Here is a 23,884-nt window from a genome sequence, read left to right as displayed (position 1 = left end):
GTGACCCCCACTTTCTCCTCCAATTTGAGTTAGAGTCCGGCCCACCAAAGGAACGGATAGATGAAGCAGAAGCGATTTTCGGAAGAGCATATCATCGGCATCCTGAAGGAGGCCGAGGCGGGTGCGGTGGTGACGGAGCTGTGCCGCAAGTACGGCATGTCGGGTCCGACCTTTTATGCGTGGAAGGCCAAGTACGGCGGCCTCGATGTCTCGGAGGCTCGGCGGCTGAAGGCGCTCGAGGATGAGAATGCGAGGCTGAAGCGGCTGCTCGCCGATGCGATGTTGGACAATGCAGGTCTGAGGGACCTGCTCTCAAAAAAGTGGTGAGCGCGGCCGCGAAGCGTGAGGCGGTCGCGCATCTCAGAACGGCATTCAAAATGAGCGAGCGGCGAGCGTGTGCGGTGATCGGCGCGGATCGGACGAGTGTCCGCTATCAGGCGCGTCGCGCTGACGACGGCGAGATCCGCGGCCGTCTTCGGGAGTTGGCGGCGGAACGACGGCGGTTCGGCTACCGACGGCTGCACGTCCTGCTTCGCCGCGATGGCATCGTGATCAACCGCAAGAAGACGCAACGCCTCTATCGCGAAGAAGGGCTGACCGTGCGGCGACGACGAGGACGAAGGCGCGCCGTTGGCGCGCGGGCACCGGCGCCGGTGCTTGCGCTTCCCAACGAGCGCTGGAGCCTCGACTTCGTGCACGACCAGCTCGCCACCGGGCGCCGGTTCCGCGTTCTCAACATCGTCGACGATATTACCGGCGAGTGCCTGCGCGCCGTGGCTGACACCTCGATCTCGGGCAAACGGGTGGTGCGCGAGCTGGCCGACCTGGTTGCGGAACGCGGTGCCCCCAAGCTGATCGTCAGCGACAACGGGACGGAGCTGACATCGAACGCGGTGCTGAGCTGGTGCGGCGAGGCCCGGATCGACTGGCATTACATCCAGCCGGCAGGCCGATGCAGAACGGCTACGTGGAGAGCTTCAACGGCCGCATGCGCGATGAGCTGCTGAACGAGACACTGTTCCTCAGCCTCGGTCATGCCCGCGAGGTGATCGCCCGATGGACCGACGACTACAACACCGAGCGGCCGCACTCCTGGCTCGGCTACGCCACACCGGCAGCCTTCGCCGCCGGCATCGAGAAGCAACGGCCTGCACGCGTGCAGGCCGTTGCTTCACACTCGCGAATGCGCGATCACAACCGCCGGTCTCTGGTTCCAGCTGGATGAAAGTTGGGGGTCACGTCAGACGGAACGAAGCTAGGTAGGCCAGCTATTTGGTCGCGGGCTAGGATCTATAAGCCATCCTGCGCGCAGCCCCCCGGTTCCCGCCGCACGGCCATGCTGGTAGATGGTCCGTGGGGAGGCACATCATGCGCAATCAAATTCGCACGCCGCGACACGCGGTCCGGCCGCTGCCGGAAGCTTCGGCGCATGCGTCACAGCGGGGACTTCGGCACTGATGGCGCGCGCGAGCAGCCCGCGGGGAATGCGGGAACATAGCGTTCAGGCGATCGCCAACGCGCCGCCCGACGCCGAAGTGATCTTCCTGTCAACAGATTCGGCCGGCACGCCCGGCGCGCTCAATTCGCAGATCCTCACGCAGCTTAACCTGCCGATGGCGCTCCCGAGCGGCGACGAACTCGCTCAGGGCTATGCGTTGCGCAACTCTCGTGTCGGCCTAATCTGCTATGTCGTCACGATAGACGGCCGCCCGACCAACGAGGCGCTCGAACACAATTTGGGGCTGGCCTTCAGCGATCCGCAGGTTGCGTCCGCCGCATCCTATTGGGTGCCATTGATGGGCACTGGCGCTGGCGGCCTCAGCCACGAAGAGAGTTTCGCGATCACCGCCGCCATCCTGCAGGCGCAGCCAACGATCCAGAACGGCAAAGCCCGCACTGTGATCGCATTGCCGCCAGACCTCGATGGCGCGGTGCGCAAGACCTTCGCGGCTCTCGCGCGTAAGCTCGGACGGGTGATCGTGGCCGACGACCTAGATGCACTGGCGCATAAGCGCCGCCCCGAACATGCCAATATAATCAATCCGTATCGCATGCCGCGTTCAGCGGCGGTCACAGACCTGCTCGAGCTGGCCTCGACCTTCGCGCCGATGGTGAAACGCTCGGGCGTCTCGACCAGCCTGTTGTTCTTCGCGCTTGGCGAAGGTCACGGCCCGGTGACCGAGACCGCGTTATTCCGCGACGGTGCTGCCGAATTCTTCACGCTCACGCTCGAGGAACTGTATGCCGATCAATATGATACCGCATGGAAGCACTATTTCGGCGACACTAGGCGGCCGAGCGGAGTCGCCGATACGATCCTACCGCCAACCGACAACGTCGCCGCGGTTCTGGTCGAAGCCCATGCCCGCGCTGGCGGCGATGACCATGCCATTCAAATCGACCACGTCATCGGCGCGCTACTCGAACACCAAGATACCAGGTTGCGAAACCTGCTTGAGGACGCCGGCATCGTGCCCGAGGCGCTGCTGGCTGAGTATCGTGATGCGCGGCTGGGTCGGGTCGCGACCCGGTTCCAAAACGATGTGGCCAATAGCGACGACCAGCTCGACTATGCGCGCTATGCGACCGCGATCCGTGCCTTCCTGACCGACAAGGATACGCGCGCGCCACTCAGCATAAGCGTTCAGGCACCATGGGGTGGGGGGAAATCGACGCTGATGCACCTCGTGCGCGAAGCGCTCGACCCGCAGGAGGTGCGTGGCAAGTATAAGCAGATGCCGCTTGCCGAGCTGCGCAAGCTGCCCAAGCTGCTGCTCGGCAAGGTCACCGAACTGCTCGAGGCCCGCGAGGAAATCTTGGTTACGCCGGACGAACAGGCGGCGCGTTCCAAGCGCCGTTGGACCGTCTGGTTCAACGCTTGGAAATATGAGACCACTGAACAGCTCTGGGCCGGGTTGGTGGACGCAATCGTCAGCCAGATCGCGCAGCGCCTCTCGCCACTCGAACGCGAGAAATTCCTGCTCAAGCTCCAGCTAGCCCGGATCGATGACGGGATCGTTCGCAAGCGGATCTACGACCGTATCGTCAATCTATGGTGGCGAAAGGCCAAGGTTTGGGCGGTTGCGGCGGGATCGATTATGCTCAGCCTGTTCGGCCTCGCCGCGGCGAAGCCGGAGCTCGATCCGGCGCTTCAACGCGCGGTTGGCCTGTGGTCCGGAAGCGGCTTCATCTACATGCTGATTGTACAGGCGATCCTGACACTCGGGTTCCTGATCAGTTTCGCAGCCAGCAGCTTCAAGACCAAGAAGGAGCCCGCCTCGTTCAGCCTTGCCGACGTCATCAAGGTGCCCGATTATGACAAAGGCGTCGGCGAGTTGCACCATGTCCATGCCGATTTGAAGCGCGTGCTCGAGTTGGTGCCGCACAAGGGCGAGGACGGCGATTCCGCGCCACTGGTGATCTTCATCGACGATCTCGACCGCTGCTCGCCCGGCAAGGTCGCCAGCGTCGTCGAGGGGGTCAGCATGCTGCTTGCCACCGACGAATATCGCTGCATCTTCGTGATCGGCATGGACCCGCAGATGGTCGCCGCCGCACTCGAAAAGGCGCATGAGGATGTCCGCCAGAAGCTGCCAAGCTATGAGCGCGCGGTACCACTGGGCTGGCGGTTCATGGACAAGTTCGTGCAGTTGCCATTCACGCTGCCGCCGAGCGAGACGGGCGCGTTCACCGCGTATGTCGACTGGCTGGCGGGCGTCGCGAGCCCCGCTCCCGCGATCGCCGCCACCCGGTCCGAGGCGATGCCGCAACCCAGCGTCCCGCCAGCGGCCGATCACACGATTGAAAGCGTGATCCGCGAAATCGCGGACGGCCCCTCGGCGGACACACCGCTCCAACCAGCACCCGAGCCAGAGACGATCGCCACGTTCACCGAAAGCCGCAATGTTGGGGCGATCATCCGGCGGATCGCGCAATTTTCGGTGGGGAACCCGCGCGAGATGAAGCGCATGGTTAACCTCGCCCGCTTTTATCTGACGCTGCGCGCCGCACGCAGCGTCAAGGAGCCGGCCTGGCACCCGCCCAATGCCGGCCAGTATGCGCGGTGGATCGCGCTCACGCTGCGCTGGCCCGACATGTTGCGCTGGCTGCAATGGGGCGCCGACGAGGCGCGTTGGCCGCCGGAGGAACTCGGCGTCCCGTTGATCGTCAGGCGGCTGCGCGCACTCGAGGCTCATGCCGAACGGGCCGAAGCGCCGGCAGCGTGGCGCAACGCGCTCAAAGAGGAGTTGAGCTTGCCGACCGATAGCGAAAGCAACTGGTCGCGCGACGCGAAATTGTTCGAGTTCTTCGTCGACGAGGTCAATCAACCGCGCGGCGAACGCCTGTCCGACGCCGCCGAGCGCGGGTTCTGGTGATCAGGAAACGGCTGATTATTTTCGACCACATGAGCCTGCTCGCCGAACCGAGCGGCCGGTTCAACGGGTTCGGCGACGGATAACGAATGCTCCCGCGGCGGGGGCGGGCACAACATGACGCGCGCGATGCGCATTCACAACGCGGAGCAAATCGAACATCCACGGTTTCCGCAGTGGATGGCTTGATCGCAAGAGAGCGCAGCCGAGATAGGGTCAATACCCTCTATCAGCCTTCCCGAGGGGGATTGTAAGATGATTGCTGACTCTAAGACCCTCGTTCGCTTCGTCGAAGCTCAGGCCCCAATCTACGCCGACGCGCTGGCGGAGATCCGACGCGGCGTCAAACGATCCCACTGGATGTGGTTCGTCTTCCCGCAGCTAGAAGGCCTTGGCCGTAGCCAGCTTGCCGAGTTCTACGGCATCCGCTCGATTGACGAGGCTCGAGCGTACCTTGAGCATCCGCTCCTCGGCCCTCGTTACCTGGAGTGCGTCGCTGCTCTCCAGAATCTTGCAATCAGCGATCCGGTTGCGGTGTTCGGCGAGGTTGATGCGGTGAAGCTGCGATCGTCACTGACCCTTTTCGAGGTGGCCCAGCCCTTGCCCCTCTTCACCGCTACGCTTGATCGATGGTTTGGAGGCTCCCGAGATCAGGCCACCTTGCGAGTGCTGGACCCAGTCCGCTGGCCCGGCGGCTCCGCTAGCTGAAGGCAGGAACCGGTTCACCGTTCCCCGCGAAATTTCCAGCTGGCGGTCGATATGGGCTAGCTTGCCCCCTTCAGCCGCAAGCTTCCGTACTGACTGCGCGTCTATCCGGTGCTTGCCACCTTTGTAGAACCCCTCGCCTTTGCGGCCTGGATGCCTTCGGCCTAACGCTCTTTCCTCAGGTTGGTCTCGAACTCGGCAAAGACGCCGAGCATGTCGAGGAACGCCTTTCTAGCAGCAGTGTCGGTGTCGACCGACTGCTCGGTAGCCTTGAGCGCTACGGTGCGACGGGCCGATTGCTCGCGCCCGACATGTCCGTGAACATCTTCACGCGTTTCGTCTTCAGGCTGTTAGGCTTGTATTTCGAGGTCCAGTCGGACGGCCTTTCCGCAAGGAACAGGCTCGACTTATCCGAAGTCGAGATCGCGGCAACACCGATCTCACCCTTCTTCTTGTGCTCACTGATTGCCTCACGCACGGAGCGAAAATAATAGTGAAAGAACAGCCGATTGAACTCGGTGAAATAGATGTCGGCTACCCGCCTCTCGCCTCGGATCAGCAGCATGTTCTCGTCATTGTTGTTGGTGGAATCGTCTGAGAAATTGGCGGAGCCTGTCACGACGATCGGATCGGGCCCGAGCGGGTCCTGAAGCAGGAATTTCGAGTGAATGTAGCTCACATGCTGGTTGAGCTGCAGCTTCTTGGCGTTGGTTTCCCGCGTCCAGCGATAGAGCGGGTCCTCGATGTAAGCCCCCGAGGCGGAGTAGATGTTGTGCTCCCAGTTCAGATCTATGAACGGCTTGGGCGCGGTCCCCGGCTTGGCCTTGCGTGGCGCATCGCGCTTTTCCAGCATGAGGAAGGTCAGCGGGGAAGTGGCGGTATGCGTAACCAGTCGCTTTTTGAACACCTCGCTGATTCCGAATGCGAGCGTGATGCAGCCGAGGGTGCTCGAACGGTCCAGCATATCGGCGTACATGTCGAGCACCGCGCTCCCCGCCCGAGGACTGAAAACCGGCGTCGTTCCTTGCTGGATCGTCGTCCAGTCCGTTGGTGCCTCCAACAAGCCGGCCACGTCGCTGCGGAAACTCCCCATCGCAGCCTTTGATTGCGCGAACGTGTCGGTCGGCGACTTTCCGGGGTCCTTCGAAAGCAATTGCCAATAGGCCTGAAACCGTTCAGCAACGGCAGCGTCGCGGACCCAATGACCCACATTGGTTTGCCCATGGATGCCACCGTTGGACAGATTGGTAGAACCCGTCCAGACTTGGACTGGCTTTTTTGCCGAGCCCTTCAGTAGAACCATAAACTTGTTGTGAGCAATGTCGCCGACATTCTTCTCACGCCAGCACGCGATTGCCGACGCCGGTAGCTGGGCGTTCTTGACCGTCTGCTTGTTGTCCGTCCGGGGGAAATCGGGAGCGGGCTTCCCTGTCTTCTTGTCGATCCGGCCGCCATTCTTCTTGGCGTCGATCACCAACTGGACGTTGACACCACGGTCGACCGCTTCCTTGAGCCACTTGGCGGCATTCGGATAGCGGAACTCGTAGAAGGCGCCGAGGATCGTGTCGCCCTTCTTGGCCTGTTTGATGAACTCGTGGAGCGCTTCGTCGAGATTTCGGCTCAGCCATTGCAGGGCCTCTTCGCGCTTCTGGCCCTTGAGCTGCTCCGGGGTCTTGTTGTCGAACCTGCGCGCATAAGCCTGGCTGCTAGCGACCCCGCGGTTGAAGAAAACGTCATGCGTGCCGTTCGTAAAAGTCTTTTCGGTCTCGATCCTGATCGGGATCGGCGGAAGCGAGCGGTCCAATTTCTTGGATGACCCCTTCAGAGGATGAAAATAATAGACGTATTCCTGACCATCCTTGGCGGTGAAATCGTCCCACACGAAGCTTTGCACGGGTTGGTCGAAGGTGGTTACGACCAAGGCCTCATCAGGGTGCGGGTAGATCGACTCGAAGACCTTGAAGCCGTACATGTAATAACGTTCGTCATTCTCCAGGTCGTGCCGCTCGACCGCGAATCCCATTAGGTCGGCAATCTTATCTGAATCGAAATCGATGCCAAAAGAAACCGTGTTGGTCCCGGAGACAGCATAAACCTGGAAATCGCCGACTTTGTCAGACTTGAACCGCATCGTATGTCGCCCCCGTGTTCGCGCTTAAAGCCCCAGTCGTGTGCCCAAATGATCGTCTCCGCTCGCCGCAGCGGGCATAAAATAGTAGCCGCCAGCGATATTGGACGCGCCGCCAGTCCCGTAGAGATTATCAATCCCCGCGCCTGGAACCGGGAAGTCAGGATTGGTCTGCCACATCAGCACTGGCCATTCATATTGTGCTCCCAAATTCCGGGCGAAGCTCAGATGATGGAGCCCGCGCAGTTCTTCGCCCGCCGCGTCCAGCCCGTCGTCGAAGAAATAGGGCCGGCGCAGAAAGCGGCGCTCGAGGTCGTCCATGTCGAAGAGATCGAGATGGTTGGTCCGGCGCGGGTTGATCTTGGCAACATGTGAATGCGCGTCGAGAGGCTCCAGGCGGGTGCCCGACTTCTTCTCGACGCCGAAGACCGACTCCTGCGCCGTGGGCGACAGGTCGAAGAAGCGCTTCATCCGGCGCCGGATCTTACGATAAGCGAGGTAGGTGCCGCCCGCGCACCAGTCTGGCTCGCTGTCCTCCGCGCGGACATAGACGACGTCGTGCATGGACGATGGCGCGGTGCAGTCCCGTGGATTGGTGATTCCGTCCTCGAAGCCGGAAGGTTCTCGGCTGTCAGGACGGGCATAGCCGCGCTCGACGCTGCGAACGCGAATGTCCGGATGGACGCCGCGATAATAGAGCCGGCCGAAGATATACTCGTTTACATAATAATCGTCGCTTGAGACCAGGATCACGAGATCGGTGGCGTGGTCGCGCGGATGGAAGCCCTCGTCTCCGTCGATCTGGGGCATTACCTTGAGCGACGCGGGCCGGCGCGCCGCCAAATTGAACCGATCATCGCCGGCAAGAGTCGTGAACAAGGTTGCGCCGAACCCGACCGTCACCGTCACACGCCGGGTTACGACGGGCGCGTCATAGGGGCGCTGGGTATCCTTGGGTGGGAGCTTGGCCATCTGACGCTTGGCGAACTTGGTCAGCTCGCAGAGCAGGTCGGACAGGTCCTCGCGCGTGCGTGACGCCACGTCTGCCGTTATGACGTGAAGATGGCGCTGCCGCTCAAGCTGACCGGCATAAAGCGCATCATACTGCGCCTCTCCCACGCCTTCCGGCGCAGTAGCCGGCCAGACCGGGTCAGTGATGCCGGGCTGATGCGGTCCCCCATAATCGGGCAGCGGCGGGGTTAGGATGGTTTCAGCCATAGATCGGCCGCCTCTTGTGCTGCTCTTGATGGTCGGGGAACAATGCGACGAAGAACTCCGTCCAGCCGCCCATCCTGACGCGGACCAGATTGTAGCGCTCGGGGTTCGCCTGCGCAGCGGCGAAGGTCGCCGGATCGGCGACGGTGAAGGTGCAGATCGACCCGCCTGTGCCGCCCGCGAAAGCCGCGAGCACATTCCCCAGCTTATCCGCCGGATAATCTTCCGGCAGCACATAGTCCGCGGGTGCGCCATCGCCGAAGCGGGTCATCACCTCGTGACGATAACTGCGCATGCTGTCAGCCAGGCTGAACTGCCGCGCATGTTCAATCTTGTCGCCGCCGACACATGAGGGGAGATCATTGGGGACCGGTGCCGCCGACAGATCGGAGGCGACCGGCGCCCTGGAACGCCGTCCATCAGGCGTCGCGCCGCTCCAAGAGCCGACTCCAACATATTGTTCGAACGTGCCGACGCCCGGCGCGATATTCATCACGAACGGATGGTCGGCGGTGCCGTATTTTTCGGCGAGGCGCGCGATGTTGGCGGCCTGCAGCGGATGCGTGCGCGCTTCATCGATACAGGAGACGAAGGTTTCCATGAGCCACCAGGCATGCCTGTCGACCGCATCGGTTCCATTGCCGAATTTCGGAAGCGCAAGACAGGTCTGCCGGATCTGCTCGATCCGTTCAACGCTCAGGTTGGGGCCGAATGCGGGCGTGACGCGCCCGGCCTGGGCGAGCATGCTGTGCCCCCAATCGGTAACCAGACAGGTGGTCAGCTCCTCGAGCGTGAAGGCCTTCTCGACGAAGACCAGCCGTTCGATCGCGTACAGCGAGTCCGCCGCGTTGCTGACCCCGACGAGGAGCGGCGAGAAGATGTGATAGTTTGATCCTCCCTCGGTCAGATCGCGGCCTTTTTCGACACAGCCGCTGATCAGCGCGGAGAGCAAGGGCGAAGGCGCAAAATCGGCCTTGTTGCCATAGAGGCTGGTCAGGCTCGTGAAGTAGCGGTGACAGGCGAGCATCAGATGCTCACGCATGATCGCGCGGAACTCGACCATATCGGCGATCAGCGCGGCGGGCTTGCTGCGCCAACTGTCCTTGGTGCCGCGCAGATTGACCGGCCCCGCGCCCGCGAGACCGGCGCCGCGGTTGAGCGCCTTCTCGATCAGGTCGAGCGCAGAGACAAACCCGAAGCTGAACTCGCTCTCACCCGCTATCATGGTCTCATAACAGCCATCACAGGCATAGTTGCGCGCGGCGGCCAGCGGGATAGGGGCAGCACTATTCTCGGCCAGCGCAGGAACGATGATGTCGTCGTTCAGCAGCACCGGATGCGCGCCACCGCTCATCAAAGCTCTCGCAGCGAGATCGAGCACGTCACGTGGCGTCCCGGAATGGACGCGCAGATCGAGAGTCGGGCTGTTGAGCGGCAGGCGACGGGCCGCTTCCAGACACAGGCGCGTCACTGCGTTGCAGGCGTCGACGGGCGCACCATCCTGCGGCAGCAGTCCACCAATGGTGACCTGCTGCATCCACTGGTTGAGCAAGCCGCCCTGGTCGTAGTTAGACGATCCGAGATACCCAGTCAGCACGCCATCCGACGCTGTGAAGCGATTTTCCGCATGCCGGTTGTCGAGGATCACGCGTTCGTCGAGCTTGATCCAGAAACAGTCGATCAGCTCCTGTGCGTCCTCAAGAGTCAGAGCGCCGTCGTCGAGGTCGCGCTGCAGATAGGGATCGAGCAGCTGGTCGAGGCGGCCGATCGGCACGATCTCGACGGTCCAGTGCAGCGCGCAATGGAGAATATAGATTGCTTGGAGCGCCTGGTGGAAGCTTTGGGCAGGCCCGCGCGGCGCGACGTAAAGGCACGAAGCGACGCGCTCGAGGCTTTCGCGCCGTGGATCGCCGCCCGCCAGTTTCGCCGCGGCCTCGCGCGCCATCTTAGCATGTTGCGCTGCATAGGCGCCCACGCTTTCGAGCGTGATCGCCACGGCCTCGTGGAAAGCGCGCTCCCGCTCGGATGCGCCATCGTTCGCCGCGCGCGCCCGGGCATCCGCCGCCATCGCATCGAGTCCCCGGTCGAGAACGAGCTTATGATTGGGGACGATATGTCCCATCGGGGAGAGCTCGTTGAGGAAGGTGAGCGCGCCACGCAGTTCTTCATCTTTGGTCAGATACCGGACGAACTCCTTGCCCTGGCCAACTGCGAAAGGCGGGAGAGTGCCGATGATGAGTTCGTCGGCGAGGATCTCTGACGATCCGGACGAGGCCGCGATCTCAGGGTCGAGTATGATCTCGAGCATGCGCTGCACGGCAAGTGCCTTGCGGATGATAACAGGTTGGGCTGCCAGCGCCTCGCGATCCGCTTCCGGCAGGTCGTCGCGTCCCCGGAAGAGATGGCCGACCTGCTCCTCGACAAGCCAGCCCGGCCGGCCCTTCCAGCGCTCAAACATCCGCAGGAGCAACTTGCACGCGCGTGGCGAAGGCAGATCCTCGTGGCCACGCGGAAGCGACTGCAAATAGCGCCAATAGGCGACATCACTATGATGCACTGGGTTGCACCGTTTTGCCTGCGTCGAGCACTTGGCCGAGCAGGATCTCGTTGTTGTCGGGATCGAGCACGGTCGCTATCCGCACTGCCGGATAGTTCAGGATTTCGCCCTTGAAGGTGACGCCACGTGCCTTGAGGTCGCCGACGATGTCGTCGAGCGACCGGGTCACTGCGAGCTCGATATTGATCGCTCCGCGCGTGCCCGCGGCGACGGTCTCAGGCGGACGCGCGCGATGAATTCCGATCACCAAACCTTTGCCCGCGTCGATTTCGGCCCATTCCGTTCCGACGCGAACCTTGAGCGGGAAACCGAGCTTTCTCGTGTAGAAGTCGACCGCCCGATCCATATCCGTAACGTAGATTGAAGCGTTGCCCCCCAGGCTTGGCGCCAAAGGCGCGTGCGTTTCAGGAGTGCCCCCAAGAAGCGCTTGACCTGCGGCGGGCCCCGTCACGGGGTGTGCCATCGGGAAGATCTCTAGCTTCACATATTCGTCGTGATTGCTGTTGATGACGAAGAAGCGTTTGTCTGGATAGTCCTGCTTGCAATCGCGCATTGCCGAAATCGCCAACACGACATTATTCGGATCGTCGTCGGACATCCCGAAGCGGTGCGGAAGGTCCGGACCATAACGCTCGAGCGCGAGACCGACCGCGTGTCTGATCGCCCGCTTCTTGACCGACGGCACAGTCATCGCTGGATCATCGGCTCCAAGCAATTTGCGTACGTCAGGATTGGAGACTGTGTAGATACCGAGGATCGGCGGGACTGCAACAAGCAAGCCACGGGCGACCAAGAGGGCAAGGCCGGCTTCGATCGTCGCTGGAGCATGACCCCGCGCCGTAACCATCGCGATGGCGCGGTTCTTGTTCGCGGCGTGCACCAGCAGCGGCCAAGATGGCCCCTGCCATGGTGCTACGCCGTCCAGCGCAGCGCGAAGATCGCGGATGAACGTCTGTTGCTCGACGGGCAGCGCGGGATCATCCCGGAAATCGCGGAAAGTGCCATCAAATATTGACCAAGACTGCCACGGGCCGGGCCTCCCAAGCGAATTCTGAATCGCGGCAAACTCTCCCGAGCCAACGACCTTTTCGGTCTTGGTCTCTGCATTCCATAGGTAGATACTGGTCGGCAGGAACAGCAGATTGTCGTCTATGTCGAAGAAATAGAAGCTTTGATCGCCACCGTTTGCCATAGTCCCCCCCGGGTAAATCGAAGCGTGTATCGATTCACCGGTTAGCCTATCGCGTTTTGCCCATAATGCAAAGTATTTCTGCTTTCAAAAAATGGTTGAACGCGATCATGCTCCTTCTAAGTTCATTCTGCAGGGTCAGTCGCCCGAGAATCAGGAGTCTTACCGCACCGAAGCACCTCTGAGGATCGGTTCGTCGCGGAGCTGGCGCTCGCTCCCGGCATGTGAATGAGGGGTAAGTCCCATTCAGGGCCGTCGGATGCCGCAATTGCGCCGGTCTTTGAAACCGGACGTTACCCTCGATCACCGACACATGTGGCCACATCTTTGTGCACTCCCACGGCCGCGGAAGCGGGGTGCCAACGCCCTCCCCGGACGACCGCCGGAGCCGATGACGGCCTACCAAAGTGCGCGGCTCTCAAGCCATGCCTCGACATCAGACAGTTTGAAGCGGGGGCAACGGCGATTCTTGCTGTCGCCGCTGCCAAGCTCGTACTCGCGAGGGAAACCCGTTGGCCGCCCGCTGCGGAGGCGATCGATTTGCCTCCGAGATAGCCTAGCTAGCTCAGCAAACTCCCCGACCGTGATCAGCGCTGCGCGGTGTAGGTGTTGATGCTCGCTCATTCGGCTGGCCTACCGCGCAACCTTCATCCAAGGCGAGTGGGCGAGCCAGTCCGGGAGGCTTTGGGACGATAATGCCGGAAACCGCCCTCGTGCTAGATGGTTTTTAGCGGGTTATTCACCCCGAATCGCCTTCCCTCGGGGGACTCAAGCAGCCGCGCACCGGCATCGCCCGGCTGTTCGCGACTTTCCGGGTGCCGTTCGGCACCCAATCGGTCATTCAGCAGCGGAGTGCAGCATGCCCAGCCACGCCGCAGCGTGGTCCTGATCGGCGACCTAGCTCTGGTTTCTTCCGCTATAATGAGAGCTCCTGCCGCAGATCGGCGCCACCAGTGCCTCGGTCTCGATCCCTGAGGAGCATGCGATGAAGGTGGATGACGCTAATGCAGTTCGGACGCTCACCAGAGGCGGGTGGCCACTTGTCTATCTAGCGTTTAGCAAGGACGCGAACCGATGGGCGCACTCCGTTGGGCAGCACTATATCGCAAAGATCGGCTTCTCGAACGCGAACCCGCTTGCCATCCAGGACAGGATCTCGTCGTTGAACAATGGTTTCCTGCAGGAGCGCAAACAGGACGACCTCGTCAAATACGAATTGGTCAGCGACCCGCTGCTGCTTGCCGGAGACTGGGACGTTCTCGCCGAGTACCTATTTGAAACGCGGTATGATGCCAAGGAATTCGAAACCGGCTTGAAGGACCTTCTTGAGGCTCAGGGCAGCTGCACCTTCGATCCGACTGCCGCCGATGGCCTACCATTCTCTTCCCTAAATTCGAACGGCATCTCCGACGTGATCCGGTTGGACGTGGACTGGCTGGCAAGCACGCTGCCCGACTTCCACGCGTTCGTAGAGCAGAATGGAGGGCCCACTGCTGACCACGTCCTTCAGGTGGTCAGCGACGTTTTCCGTCAAGTCACCAACGGTCTGGAGCCTCATGTCCCTCGCACTCGTGTCCCAAGGGGAGGTGCTCGTAAGCTCGTGGCGACGCTGACGGCGTCAGCCGATGGCGATTTTCGGCTGTGGGAAGACGGGCCCCGAATGATCGTCGCGGAGATGAACGGTGGAGACCTTGAGGAATAGACTTCTCTGAGGTGCATACGAAGATCGATCCCTATCGGAGCGAGATGTGTCGGACTCTTGACCGGGCACCGCATCTGGCGCACTCAGCGTGGAACACGAAGAGGGGATCGCTCTTTACCCGGTTTTAGCATTGATCCGAGTATGGGGCGAGGGAGCAGCGGAGGACAGCATGGAGATCAAGAAGGGCCCGCCGCCAAGCGGAAAATGGGTCTTGGTCGACTACTCGTGCCTGGTGGATTCCCGCTCCACCATCGTGAGGCACGATCCGCACGTTCGCAGCCAGCCCTCATTCGCTCCGATGGACCTGCGCGCAGCAGCACAAATCATCGGAATAAGAAGCGGCCAGAGGTAAGCAGGTTCGTGAACGACCCAGCGGGTCCGGGCGGTGAGAGCGCGCCAGACAATCAGGGGCTGCGCTCGAACGGAGATTATTTTCCCCGTGGTAGGCGGCTGCCACAGCAATCACCGCTTTTCTGGGTGGCGGAGAAGGATCGTTATCTTCGTCAGCTGCTCATCCGGGACATCGAGGAGCTCACCGGTCGACGGTTGCTGGTCTATTTCGCGGACTGCGAAAGTGGCGATCAGGGTGTCCAAATCACCTCGTCGGACGACGCGTATCTGGCCGAGCTTCTAGGCTCGAGCGCGCCGGAGCCGACCGATCTGCTTCTGGAAACGGACGGCGGCTCGACGGACGCAACCGAGAAACTGGTGGCACTGCTACGCAGTTGTGCGCCCGACCTGCGCGTGATCGTTCCGAGGCGCGCCAAGAGCAATGGCACGCTCCTAGCCCTCGCGTCGGCCGAGGTCCTGATGGGCATCACCTCGGAGCTGGGGCCGATCGATCCCATTCTCACGGTTTCCCCGCAAATGCGCTTCTCGGCTCATCTTCTGGTGGGAGATGATGTGGACCCCCTCCTGCGTCGGACCGCCGAGGACGCAATCGCGCAAACTAAAAAGCTCGCAACCACCCTTCTGGAGACCGGCATGTTGCGGGGCCGACCGGACGCGGAAATCAGCGAGATAGTCGACAAACTTGCTGGACGCGATCACTTCCACTCGCATGGTTCAGTCATCGATGCGGAGGAGGCGACCGCCTTGGGGCTACGCATCAAGCTCCTCCCTCTCGATGATCATCTCTGGCAATGCATCTGGCTGCTACGCTGCATGTATGCCCACGACCTGCGCAATCAGCAGCTTGTGAAGGTTTTCGAGGGTCGTAAGCTCAGCAACGCCTTGCGCGCCAATGGGCGATTGGAGATCGAGCCAGTCACCAAGCCAGTGTGAATTTTGATGTGAACTAGGTCGGACCCTTGCAGGAACCTTCAGTTCACACTATAGTTCACATGAAGCCGATGGAGCCAGTTATCCACAATTTGCCCACGCCGCTCGGCGGACCTCCACCTTCGGAGGTCCTGCTCGTGCGCGCCCCCCTTGCCCGGGTCCTCGCCCAGGTGAAGTTTCCTTACGTCCTCTTCATCGAGGACAAGGCACATGTGGCCCCGTTTCAGGCGGACCTTCGGGCCGAGTATCCCGTCTTCAGGCAGGACGAAGGTAGGGCCTTCCACATTGAAATGGCCCCGAATGGACCGAACGTACAAGCGAACGCGGTGACGGTATGGCGGTTCACTGACGTGAGTGGAGGCTGGACCGTGACCCTCTCTCCTGATGCTGTCACTCTGGAAACACGCCAATACGATCAGCGGTCGGATTTCATCGCTCGCTTCTCTAGAGTACTGGACGCCGTTGAGCGCCATTTCGAACCTGGCGTAGGTGAGAGGTTAGGTATTCGATACGTAACACGGGTGGTGGGAGATGGTTACGAGAGGCTGCATGAGATCGTGCAGCCAAACCTCATGGGAGTCGCGATACCCCCCCTGCGCGAGTATGTAACTCACGCGATCAGCGAGGCCTCGATGAGCGCCGAGGACAGCGCAGTGATCGCTCGCTGGGGCATGCTGCCACCCCAAGGGACTTTTGATCCCGTCGTCCTTGAACCCGTGGGAGAACCCAGCTGGGTGTTGGATATTGACGTGTCGACAGCGGGGTATCATCCGTTTGATGCGCAGGATATGGCCGACCGCTTCAATATGCTCGCTGAGCGAGCTTATTCGGTGTTCCGGTACATGGTCACCGACGAGTTTTTAACCCTCTACGGAGGACAACCATGAAGACGACCACTGGCGTATTCGGCGACGCCATCGCATTCTCCGCAAATGCAACAACTCCGTCGCCAGAACTGATGCTCAATCAAATGGGATCGATCCGCCGCCACCTCCAAGGCATCTTGGTTCAGGGGGGGAGCGGAACAGGTTCAACGTCTCCGCTGATCAGCTTCACGGATGCGCGCCTGCGCAACTACACTGACACGGCACGGACATCTAGGTCACGATCGGGCGACGACGGAGTTGCGGCAGCCCGGGGAAATGTCTTTCGAGCCGAAGTCACGGTTGAGGCATCTGAGGCGCAGGTGACGCGCGCCGACAACGATCACGTGCGCACTGCTGCGCAAGATCTTGTTGATCGTATCCGGTCTCGGTCTGGCCTGACGTTCGAGGAAATCGCACCACTTCTTCAGATCAGCCGTCGCGCACTACACAAATGGCGGGCGGGGGATGCCATCAGCAGCGGCAACGAGCGCCGGTTGCGCAGCCTTGCGGATGTCGTTGACCGTATTGCCACCGGCGATGAGCAGACCACGCGCCGCCGCCTTCTTGATCGGCAGACTGGCACCGTCAGTGCCTACGATCTGCTGGCAGAGGAGCGATTTGAGGCTGCCGTCGCGATGGCGACAGGCGTAAAAGGTAAATCCAAGTACAAGCCAAACCCGGGCGGGCTTCGCGATGACATCGTTGCGCGGCTGTCACCTGCCCCGGATATTGAGGCCCTGCCCGTCGGCACGCCCAGCGCGCGCCGGCTGAGGCGGAGCCGTCCGTAAACGGGAGCGCAGGACATCTCAGCCACCGCACCAGACGAGGGTTCTGACGAAGCCTCAAAGCCGCTCCCGACCGGAACAACCTTCCGGCCGGACGGGGGCGGCATGCGGCTGGAAGATGTCGATGCTAAGATGAAGGATTGGCGGCAAGGGGATGTGGTCCTTGGCTTGGCGGTTCCATTCGTCTCGTTCGCCCATTCCGCCACCCCGGTGTCGAGAGACGCGCGACTACAAGCAGAGGGAGCTGACCAAACTGACTTCCTCCTAGATGTGATGACCGATGTCCCTGGCTTCGCAGTGTTGAGCCAAACGTGCGACATCGTTCGAGACTCAGAGCGGCGACCCTATGTCGAAGTAGCGCCCCTCATCGCCTCCGACACCAGCAATCCGGCGGCGTTTCGTAAGAGCACCCACAGGGCGTACGTGCCCGCGCTCGAAGCACATGGCCTAGTCGCAGACCTCGATCGTGTGATGGTCATTGAGAAGCCTCTGCTGGCTGCGCTCCCGCCGGAGGCACGGATCATAGGATGTCCCAGCGAGGACGATCGCCGCCGATTCGCCGAAGCCCTCGCAAGGAAGCACCTTCGCTTTGCGTTCCCGGACGACTTCAACAAGGCGCTGGCGCGGATTTCTCAGCAAGTGACCAAGCGCCATGGCAAAGACAGCCCCATGGGTAACTTCCTTGGCCTCACGGATGATATCCGTGCCTACAGCCCCGACTGGGACGCAGCCGAGCCCAACGTCCTGATCCTCTTCGTTTTCCCGGAGGCTGCAGCCATTCCAGATAATGCACAAAAGCTCGTTGACGAGTTGATCGATAGGTTTGTGCCTACGGGCGCATTCAAGAACCTGCGGGGCCAAGCAGTGGCTTACGACACCATGACGGCCGCGCGCTACCGTGAGACCGACTCCTTAGACTTCGATCACCTTTCATCGTCGAGCGACAGGCCATCGCAGGGTGAATGACGGGGTGCCCAGCCTTAGCTAGTACGATCATCGCCCGCGGGCTGCCGGCGGGCGTAAGTTTCGCCGCCTTCCGCTACTTTGGCGTCGGATCCGATCACGGCTTTGCTCGTTTAACGATCACCTTGTCGTCGACATTGATGTCGAGGAAGACCAGCCGACCGTCGCGACGAAATGCGTTGATGAACTCCGCATCGCCCGGCAGCGGAACTTGCATTGGATCAACCACCACCCCCTTGATCGCGATGCCAGCGGCGGCGCCCTCCTCGAACACCGTATCGATCAACTCGGAAACCTGAGCACGAGTGAAGGCGGCAGTATCGATTTCAACGTCCCTCTGCGCCGGATTGGCAGCTAGGATTTCTATGGCCGCGCGGGCGAGTTCGGGCAGTTCAATCATCGTGACCTTCCTTCAAATTTGTGAGGCATTCCTTAGGCACGTGAACGGGACCAACCGGGCAATCGGAAGGCCGCAGTCGGTTCCACATCAAGATTAGCTCGCACTTATGATCCTCCCACCACCTGGAGATGTTACAGTCGAATTTCTCCAGCCCCTTCATCTCGGGGAGGCGGCACCCGGTGTCGAGAGCATACGACACATTGGCACCCGCGTGGCGCACGTGGAAATGTGGCGGCGGGTGCTCGTCGGAATAGATTTGGATCGACAGCCCACTAAAGCGCGCGAACTGCTCCTCCGTCAGCATGCGCCGGCCGAGGTCATCGATGATCGGCCCCGCGTTAAGGCTCTCTTCGAGCTCGGCGGCCAGTGGAAACGGGAATTATGCAGGTCAAGGAACTTACCCTCCGAGGCCTTGAAATGGGTTCGTATGCAGTTTCCCGCAATCGAAGCTCAAGGATCAGGCAAGGCATTTGTCCAGCGGTTTCTGGGCGAGAATGATCTTTCCGCTACTCCGCTGAAACTCGACCGTGGCGATCGCCAAGCTGGCAAGCGGCCCATGCAGTGCCTTGCCCATGCCTTCCGGCACCACCAGCACCTTGCGGTATCCACCTCCCAGCAGGCGGTCGTAGATGTGGAGCTGCCCAACAGCTTCGAAGATGTCGTTCGCGCCGCATCCCGATTTGATCTCGAACAGGACTTTCGGCCCTCTGGCATAGGTGTAAAGGTCCGGGCCGTATTGCGAGACCCGATCGTTCGAATGCGGCGTCTTGCGGCGCTTCAGTTCGGCCGCAAGTGCCCGCCAGATTTCGCCATGAACGCGGCGCCCGGTTCCGCCCGCCCGCGGCGCGAACGCGAAGGTGCCAACCAATTCCGGGCTCAGGCCTCGCTCCCAGGCCTCAACCTGTGTCAGGTCGGCCACGGCTTCACCCTTCGCCAGCTTGACGAGCCGCGCCCTGGAGCAATGCGCGATGAAAGCTGCAATCTGCTCCTGGATGATTATGGCTGAAGCGCTCAGATTGGCGATCTTGTGGTAGGCGCCCGACGTGCCGTCGCTGAATGTGACCTTGGTTGGTTTGAGCCCCGTCGCCGCAATGAAATCGGCCTCAGTGACCCGCGCCCCGGCAACGCTCATGCGTCCCTGATGCAAAAGCCAACGGCGGCCCGCGCTGTCTTGCGCGAACATCGCCTGGAGATTCTGATCAATCCCACGGGGCGGCATGTTGATCTCGACGATGATGTTGCCACGGAAATCATGCGGCTTCTGCCCGAACGCGTTCCAGGGGCGTACGATATTCTCTTTCCCGCCTGTCGTTCCGAACATGCCCCAAATACCGAACGCTTCGTGCCAGAATACCTTCTGGCCACCCATCGTTCCAATGACCTCGGCCCCCGTTGCGAAAGCGCGCTTCCATGCACCCAGCATGGCGGTAACTTCGCTGCCCTTCTCCAATGCCTTCATCATTGCCCCCCCCCAAAAAAAAAATACCGTTATGAAATCTCCGGTTCAGATGCCGCCTTCTCCCTAAGACCTGCGTACCGGAAGGTCGGAGTGCTCCAGCTGCTCTTCAGGCGGTGCGTGGCCACGTAGGTTCGAAGACGATCCTCCAAGACCGCTGGATCGATCGTTCCGAGCCCGGACTGAGACGCGACGCGGTCGATCAGCGGAGCGCTCGAATGCACCCAATCGATCGCCAGAACCTCCGAATTTGCCTCGAGCGGCGCGGTGCGAAATGCGGGCGAGAGCCGCGCCTTCTTGGCGGCAGCAATGGTCAGGATGGCGCCCTTGGTGTCCGTGAGCTTGTCCAGCGTCACCGCATTGATGATGCCCTGGCCCATGACTGCCTGGAGAGTCATGATGCCCTCGCCTAGGGAGATGACGTCGTCGTCACCGTCGCGGACCGCCTGCTTCTGCACCTCGGGCGGACGGCAGCCTGAATAGTCCGCGAGGTCGCCCTCGGCGATCGCCGCGCGCGCAACGCAGCCTGCCGCGGTCATGCCGCGCATCAGCGCAACCGCAATAGCGGCGCACCGATCAAGCGAAGCCTCATGGAAGTCGCTGGCGATATAGAAGCCGTCCCCGATCTGGTGCGCGAAAAGCCGGTCGGGATCCTCGGGATAGCAGCGAGTCCCGATCGCGAAGATCATGCGCGTCAGATGCTGGAGGCCTCGCAGCGCGAGATCGCCGGCGGACCACAGATTGCTGAAGCCCTCCACATCGATCCAGATGCCCCAAGAAGGCAGGACGTCGCCGCTTTCGCTGTCGCTTCCAGACATGCCAGCTGCGCTCCGGGAGGACTGCGCCAGGATCTGCCGCATTCCATAGACCTTCCAATCGAGCGCACGACACCTCCTCCACTAGGTCACGCAACCGCCGCACGCAATCGCTCAGCGCTTCAAGATCGTCGCGCCCGATCTCATCGTTCGCCGAATATCGCGCCTCGACATAGGCACGCTTCACCATCCCGAACCTGCGCCGATCCAGCTTCGTTGCGCGCGGCCATGCCTTGATAAGGCGCGGCTCACCGTCTTCCGCCAGCGACCGCAGAAACTTGATGTTGTGCGAGCGTGGGAAGTACAACGTCCGCACCAAGAGGAAGCAAGCGCAGGCCGTTTCCGCCGCTTGATGAAGATTGAACGCGGCGGCTTTAGCCCATTCGGCGTCCGCTTTCTGCTCAGCGAGGGAGACGTCGGCAAGCTTAGGCCAGCGATCAGTTGCCGCGAGCTGAGCACTGAAAAATCCGCTGGCCATCTCATATGCGTCTTGCGGTGAAGCCGGCATCGGGGTCGCAAGCTCGCGCTTCGGAAGCTCGTACAGCGCGATCCCGTCGCGGGCGATGTCCACCCACAAATACTCGCAGCGCTTCAGCGCCTGGTTCACCTCGTCGATCGAATGAACGATGATACCTTCACCGGAGAGATACCCCGCAGCGGGCGTCTCCGGCAGGCAACGGTTGCCGTAGATGGCGGACTGCTCCACGTTTCTGAGCGGACTACCCGTAGCAATATGCAGCCCAGTCGTTCATCAGAAGCGTTCGCTTCCGAAGAAAGTCGGTGCGCCGATAGGCCGCCTCAACTTTGTTAGCAACGGAGTGAGCCAGAGCGACTTCCGCGATCTCGCCCGGATAGTTCGTCTGCTCGGCCACCCAGTCCCGGAACGCTGAACGAAACCCGTGCACGGTGACGTCCAGTTCCATATCGCGCAGGATCTTCAACAGCGTCATATCGGACAGCGGCCTCTTCCGCCTTTGCCCAGGAAAGACTAGATCGCTCGCTGCGCTGGCGTAGCCCCGCGCCCGCCGAAAGGCGTCGATCGCTTGCGGTGCAAGGGGGACGACATGCTGGCGGCCCATTTTCATCCGCGAACCAGGAACGGTCCAAAGTCCCTCGGCGAGATCCAACTCGTCCCATACTGCACACCGGATCTCTCCAGATCGAGCGGCCGTAAGGATCAGCGCTTCAAGGGCAACGCGACCTACGGATTCGCGCTCCCGCAGGCGTGCAATGAATTCGGGGACCTGCTCATATGGCATGGCCGCGAAGTGGTTTCCCTTCTTCGGCTGGCGAGGGAGGCCCTTGGCAAGCGACCGGATCGGCGCCTCCGTGGCCCTGAACCCTTTCGCGTACGACCAGTCGAGAACCGTGGCGATTCGCTGGCGGACACGGCGCGCGGTCTCAGGCTTGCTGAGCCAGATAGGCGCCAGCACGTCACGGATGACCGGCCCCTCTATGTCGCTAACGAGCCGGCGCCCCAGCTTGGGGAAAGCGTAATTCTCAAGCGTCGAGAACCACTGCGCTTGGTGCTTCCCGTTTTTCCAGCCGGGCTTGTGTTCTTCAAAGACGAGCGTAGCGGCTTCCTTGAACGTCGGGATAATCAGGCGCTCCTGCCTCCGCTCAGCGACGGGGTCGATCCCGTCCGCAATTTTCTAGCGCATGGTCGCGGCAACGCCGCGGGCAGCGGCCAAGGACACGCCCTTCAAGGAACCCAGTCCGATATCGCGTCGCCTGCCATTGGCTTGCACCCGCAACATCCAGCGACGAGAGCCAGATTCGGAGACTTCAAGAAAGAGTCCGTCCCCATCCGCATAACGGCCCGGGGCTGAAGCCGCCTTCACCCTCAGTGCTGTGAGTTTCCCCATGCCATTTTACCCCACACTTTACCCCACACTTTGTGTGGGGTCTGCTGGAATTTCGCGGGACGCTGCGGGACAAGAAATCCGCTAATTTCCGCTACTTTATAGCAGGTTAGGTGGGTTTTGGCTATGCCCCCTGAGGGGCAAAATGGCGGAGCGGCGTCAGCCTGGTGATCTGGACCGCCAGATCACCGATCTCCTCGACAGCTTATCTTTCGACCTTCCCGCGTGGCGCTCATTTTCACAGCGGTTTCGTGGGCGGGTTTTCTGTGGATTGTTCCTGGCCAGCGGGAACGAGGGCTTGACCCTGCGTTCCGAAACGCTGGCGCGCCTTGGTGACCGTGGCCTTCTTCTTGATCTCGACATCTACGGTTTGGACGAGCCTGCCTAAGCGTCCGCTGCTGGACGCCTGTCGCTGTCCCGGGCGGCGTCCCGACGTCCGACTTGGGTCGGACCCGGACCACCGTCCCGATCTGAACACGCGGCGGCGCCAACGTCATACCGTCGCACGAAAACTGACCTTCGTCGTTGCAGCTCCGCTGAGTGTTGGAGACAGCTGAATCGCAAGGAGAAGCGGTCGTAGCCGCTTGGGGGTGAGTTCGTGAGATCAGGCGTTGCGGGCGTCGGGTATCGATGAGATGTTGCTCTCGCTGAGCTGGAGGGACCATGATGCTGGGTGCAGGTTTTGGCGTGCTCGCGGTTCTCGCCCTACAGGGGACGCCTCCTGTCCCCGGCGCATGCACCGCGCCTGCTCGGGAGAATGTCGGTAAGTCCGGCTGCTTCTTCACGACGCAGGTGACAATCGATAAGCCTCCAGCAACGCTTTACTGGCATATCGTGCCCGCTGCGAGCGAAGACGCGGCGAACGCGAGCGCTAATGGGCGTCCGTGGAGTGCCACCGTTCGAGCCCACGGCCGCTGGTGGCTTTACATCCTATCGTCAGAGAAGAACGAGGCGGCCTTACCTCCGCACCACGTTGCAGGGCCGTTCACAATGGCACCTGGAAGGCCGATCGTCGCTCGGTTCATGGAATCCTGGTTCACTCCCGGTATGCGAACGCGAGCTCACAGCCACTCGGGCCCGGAAGCCTTCTACGTGATCGACGGCGAGCAATGCACGGAGACGCCAACTGATCGGCAAAAGATCCAGGCGGGTGAGAGCTACATAGTTCCGAAAGGTGCACACCTGCAGGCCGCGCCCAAGGGGAGGCGCAGCCTTGTTGTGATCTTGGCACCAGAAGGGGAGCCGTGGATGAAGCTGACGAGCGACTGGGCGGGCACCGACTTCTGCCAATAAGCTTTCGCGCACAACTGATGCGCCTCTTAGCGAGCGGTAATCCAAAGTCCGGTTTGGGTCGGAGCACGTCGTAGCTCCCGATCTGGCGCATGCACACTGCCAAGGTCAGCCTGCCGCGCGAGAGCTGACATTCGCCACCGTCCCCGGCGGTCGCGCCGGCAACAGCCGGGGAGGGTGATGGGGTGGACGCCCCCCGACGGCATCTATGTGCCAAAGTGGAGTGTCAAACTGCCACTTGAGGGAGGCGTCCATGGGCGATGTTACTACGATTGGGCTGGATCTGGCAAAGCAGGT

20 protein-coding genes and 2 pseudogenes are annotated in these 23,884 nt (G+C 61.5%); 10 read left to right on the top strand and 12 right to left on the bottom strand.

The features are described 5' to 3' along the window. The first annotated feature begins 60 nt into the window (after positions 1-60). The 3 genes and pseudogenes from C7I55_RS26750 (at position 61) to C7I55_RS26740 (ending at position 5,081) form a co-directional block, all read left to right on the top strand. Positions 61-1,225: pseudogene (locus tag C7I55_RS26750) on the top strand (IS3 family transposase). A 259-nt stretch (positions 1,226-1,484) separates the two neighbouring features. Further along, entirely contained in the window at positions 1,485-4,376 is a 2,892-nt protein-coding gene (locus tag C7I55_RS26745) for a KAP family P-loop NTPase fold protein (protein WP_158266615.1), read from the top strand. A 252-nt stretch (positions 4,377-4,628) separates the two neighbouring features. Beyond that, positions 4,629-5,081 (top strand): DUF1810 domain-containing protein, encoded by a 453-nt coding sequence (locus C7I55_RS26740; RefSeq protein ID WP_106516118.1) that lies wholly within the window; start codon positions 4,629-4,631, stop codon positions 5,079-5,081. Between the two features lie 161 nt (positions 5,082-5,242). Here C7I55_RS26740 and C7I55_RS29100 read toward each other — a convergent pair. The 5 genes and pseudogenes from C7I55_RS29100 to C7I55_RS26715 all read right to left on the bottom strand — a co-directional run. After that, a pseudogene (locus C7I55_RS29100) lies at positions 5,243-5,320 on the bottom strand (recombinase family protein); the annotation flags it as partial. 35 nt (positions 5,321-5,355) lie between these two features. After that, a complete protein-coding gene (locus C7I55_RS26730) occupies positions 5,356-7,209 on the bottom strand; it encodes a phospholipase D-like domain-containing protein (RefSeq protein ID WP_106516117.1) in 1,854 nt (617 codons plus the stop codon). A gap of 24 nt (positions 7,210-7,233) precedes the next feature. Next, positions 7,234-8,424 carry a Dyp-type peroxidase gene (locus tag C7I55_RS26725; RefSeq protein ID WP_158266614.1) on the bottom strand — a complete coding sequence of 397 codons (1,191 nt, stop codon included), beginning with the start codon at positions 8,422-8,424 and terminating at the stop codon, positions 7,234-7,236. Continuing rightward, positions 8,417-10,879 carry a pyruvate formate lyase family protein gene (locus tag C7I55_RS26720; protein WP_146151163.1) on the bottom strand — a complete coding sequence of 821 codons (2,463 nt, stop codon included), beginning with the start codon at positions 10,877-10,879 and terminating at the stop codon, positions 8,417-8,419. Before C7I55_RS26720 ends, C7I55_RS26725 begins: the two co-directional genes overlap by 8 nt. Before the next feature lie 88 nt (positions 10,880-10,967). Beyond that, a complete protein-coding gene (locus tag C7I55_RS26715; RefSeq protein ID WP_106516114.1) occupies positions 10,968-12,170 on the bottom strand; it encodes a VOC family protein in 1,203 nt (400 codons plus the stop codon). A 982-nt stretch (positions 12,171-13,152) separates the two neighbouring features. On the opposite strand from C7I55_RS26715, the gene C7I55_RS26710 reads away from it, so the two are divergent. The 5 genes from C7I55_RS26710 (at position 13,153) to C7I55_RS26690 (ending at position 17,767) form a co-directional block, all read left to right on the top strand. Further along, complete coding sequence (locus C7I55_RS26710) at positions 13,153-13,869, top strand: hypothetical protein (protein ID WP_106516113.1); 717 nt, start codon at positions 13,153-13,155, stop codon at positions 13,867-13,869. A 360-nt stretch (positions 13,870-14,229) separates the two neighbouring features. Beyond that, the gene (locus C7I55_RS26705) at positions 14,230-15,153 is read left to right on the top strand and encodes an SDH family Clp fold serine proteinase (protein ID WP_199193095.1); all 924 of its coding nucleotides are present in this window, start codon (positions 14,230-14,232) and stop codon (positions 15,151-15,153) included. A 59-nt stretch (positions 15,154-15,212) separates the two neighbouring features. Beyond that, on the top strand, positions 15,213-16,037 hold the full coding sequence (locus C7I55_RS26700) for a TIGR04255 family protein (RefSeq protein ID WP_106516111.1): 825 nt from the start codon (positions 15,213-15,215) through the stop codon (positions 16,035-16,037). Continuing rightward, positions 16,034-16,804, top strand: coding sequence for a hypothetical protein (locus C7I55_RS26695; protein ID WP_106516110.1), 771 nt, complete (start codon positions 16,034-16,036; stop codon positions 16,802-16,804). The genes C7I55_RS26700 and C7I55_RS26695 overlap by 4 nt, the downstream gene beginning before the upstream one ends. A 102-nt stretch (positions 16,805-16,906) precedes the next feature. Next, complete coding sequence (locus C7I55_RS26690) at positions 16,907-17,767, top strand: hypothetical protein (protein WP_106516109.1); 861 nt, start codon at positions 16,907-16,909, stop codon at positions 17,765-17,767. Between the two features lie 94 nt (positions 17,768-17,861). Here C7I55_RS26690 and C7I55_RS26685 read toward each other — a convergent pair whose 3' ends face one another. From C7I55_RS26685 to C7I55_RS29370, 7 genes are all read right to left on the bottom strand, one after another. Continuing rightward, entirely contained in the window at positions 17,862-18,164 is a 303-nt protein-coding gene (locus C7I55_RS26685) for a hypothetical protein (RefSeq protein ID WP_106516108.1), read from the bottom strand. Then, complete coding sequence (locus tag C7I55_RS29530) at positions 18,157-18,468, bottom strand: DUF4160 domain-containing protein (protein ID WP_106516107.1); 312 nt, start codon at positions 18,466-18,468, stop codon at positions 18,157-18,159. Before C7I55_RS29530 ends, C7I55_RS26685 begins: the two co-directional genes overlap by 8 nt. Positions 18,469-18,621: 153 nt before the next feature. After that, on the bottom strand, positions 18,622-19,626 hold the full coding sequence (locus C7I55_RS26675) for a hypothetical protein (RefSeq protein ID WP_106516106.1): 1,005 nt from the start codon (positions 19,624-19,626) through the stop codon (positions 18,622-18,624). 26 nt (positions 19,627-19,652) lie between these two features. Further along, entirely contained in the window at positions 19,653-20,168 is a 516-nt protein-coding gene (locus tag C7I55_RS26670; protein ID WP_146151162.1) for a hypothetical protein, read from the bottom strand. 40 nt (positions 20,169-20,208) lie between these two features. Beyond that, a complete protein-coding gene (locus C7I55_RS26665) occupies positions 20,209-21,141 on the bottom strand; it encodes a HEPN domain-containing protein (protein WP_106516104.1) in 933 nt (310 codons plus the stop codon). Positions 21,142-21,154: 13 nt separating this feature from the next. After that, positions 21,155-22,033: a tyrosine-type recombinase/integrase gene (locus C7I55_RS29375; protein ID WP_408640643.1), complete on the bottom strand. Its 879-nt coding sequence runs from the start codon at positions 22,031-22,033 to the stop codon at positions 21,155-21,157. Positions 22,034-22,087: 54 nt separating this feature from the next. After that, positions 22,088-22,300, bottom strand: coding sequence for an Arm DNA-binding domain-containing protein (locus C7I55_RS29370; protein ID WP_332888444.1), 213 nt, complete (start codon positions 22,298-22,300; stop codon positions 22,088-22,090). Between the two features lie 142 nt (positions 22,301-22,442). On the opposite strand from C7I55_RS29370, the gene C7I55_RS26655 reads away from it, so the two are divergent. Both C7I55_RS26655 and C7I55_RS26650 read left to right on the top strand, forming a co-directional pair. Continuing rightward, entirely contained in the window at positions 22,443-22,685 is a 243-nt protein-coding gene (locus C7I55_RS26655; protein ID WP_106516103.1) for a DUF4279 domain-containing protein, read from the top strand. A 275-nt stretch (positions 22,686-22,960) separates the two neighbouring features. Continuing rightward, complete coding sequence (locus tag C7I55_RS26650; protein WP_106516102.1) at positions 22,961-23,590, top strand: cupin domain-containing protein; 630 nt, start codon at positions 22,961-22,963, stop codon at positions 23,588-23,590. Positions 23,591-23,884 lie beyond the last annotated feature (294 nt).

Source organism: Allosphingosinicella deserti (assembly GCF_003012735.1).
Classification (GTDB): Bacteria; Pseudomonadota; Alphaproteobacteria; order Sphingomonadales; family Sphingomonadaceae; genus Allosphingosinicella; species Allosphingosinicella deserti.
This window is presented reverse-complemented; position numbering and strand designations above follow the sequence as displayed.

Bases quoted from the DNA above. Each gene is read 5' to 3' on its own strand.
- C7I55_RS26745 (WP_158266615.1), top strand. From the start codon at position 1,485: ATGCGGGAACATAGCGTTCAGGCGATCGCCAACGCGCCGCCCGACGCC.
- C7I55_RS26740 (WP_106516118.1), top strand. From the start codon at position 4,629: ATGATTGCTGACTCTAAGACCCTCGTTCGCTTCGTCGAAGCTCAGGCC.
- C7I55_RS26730 (WP_106516117.1), bottom strand. From the start codon at position 7,209: ATGCGGTTCAAGTCTGACAAAGTCGGCGATTTCCAGGTTTATGCTGTC.
- C7I55_RS26725 (WP_158266614.1), bottom strand. From the start codon at position 8,424: ATGGCTGAAACCATCCTAACCCCGCCGCTGCCCGATTATGGGGGACCG.
- C7I55_RS26720 (WP_146151163.1), bottom strand. From the start codon at position 10,879: ATGTTTGAGCGCTGGAAGGGCCGGCCGGGCTGGCTTGTCGAGGAGCAG.
- C7I55_RS26715 (WP_106516114.1), bottom strand. From the start codon at position 12,170: ATGGCAAACGGTGGCGATCAAAGCTTCTATTTCTTCGACATAGACGAC.
- C7I55_RS26710 (WP_106516113.1), top strand. From the start codon at position 13,153: ATGAAGGTGGATGACGCTAATGCAGTTCGGACGCTCACCAGAGGCGGG.
- C7I55_RS26700 (WP_106516111.1), top strand. From the start codon at position 15,213: ATGAAGCCGATGGAGCCAGTTATCCACAATTTGCCCACGCCGCTCGGC.
- C7I55_RS26695 (WP_106516110.1), top strand. From the start codon at position 16,034: ATGAAGACGACCACTGGCGTATTCGGCGACGCCATCGCATTCTCCGCA.
- C7I55_RS26690 (WP_106516109.1), top strand. From the start codon at position 16,907: ATGCGGCTGGAAGATGTCGATGCTAAGATGAAGGATTGGCGGCAAGGG.
- C7I55_RS26685 (WP_106516108.1), bottom strand. From the start codon at position 18,164: ATGATTGAACTGCCCGAACTCGCCCGCGCGGCCATAGAAATCCTAGCT.
- C7I55_RS29530 (WP_106516107.1), bottom strand. From the start codon at position 18,468: ATGCTGACGGAGGAGCAGTTCGCGCGCTTTAGTGGGCTGTCGATCCAA.
- C7I55_RS26675 (WP_106516106.1), bottom strand. From the start codon at position 19,626: ATGATGAAGGCATTGGAGAAGGGCAGCGAAGTTACCGCCATGCTGGGT.
- C7I55_RS26670 (WP_146151162.1), bottom strand. From the start codon at position 20,168: ATGCGCGGCATGACCGCGGCAGGCTGCGTTGCGCGCGCGGCGATCGCC.
- C7I55_RS29370 (WP_332888444.1), bottom strand. From the start codon at position 22,300: ATGGGGAAACTCACAGCACTGAGGGTGAAGGCGGCTTCAGCCCCGGGC.
- C7I55_RS26655 (WP_106516103.1), top strand. From the start codon at position 22,443: ATGGCGGAGCGGCGTCAGCCTGGTGATCTGGACCGCCAGATCACCGAT.
- C7I55_RS26650 (WP_106516102.1), top strand. From the start codon at position 22,961: ATGATGCTGGGTGCAGGTTTTGGCGTGCTCGCGGTTCTCGCCCTACAG.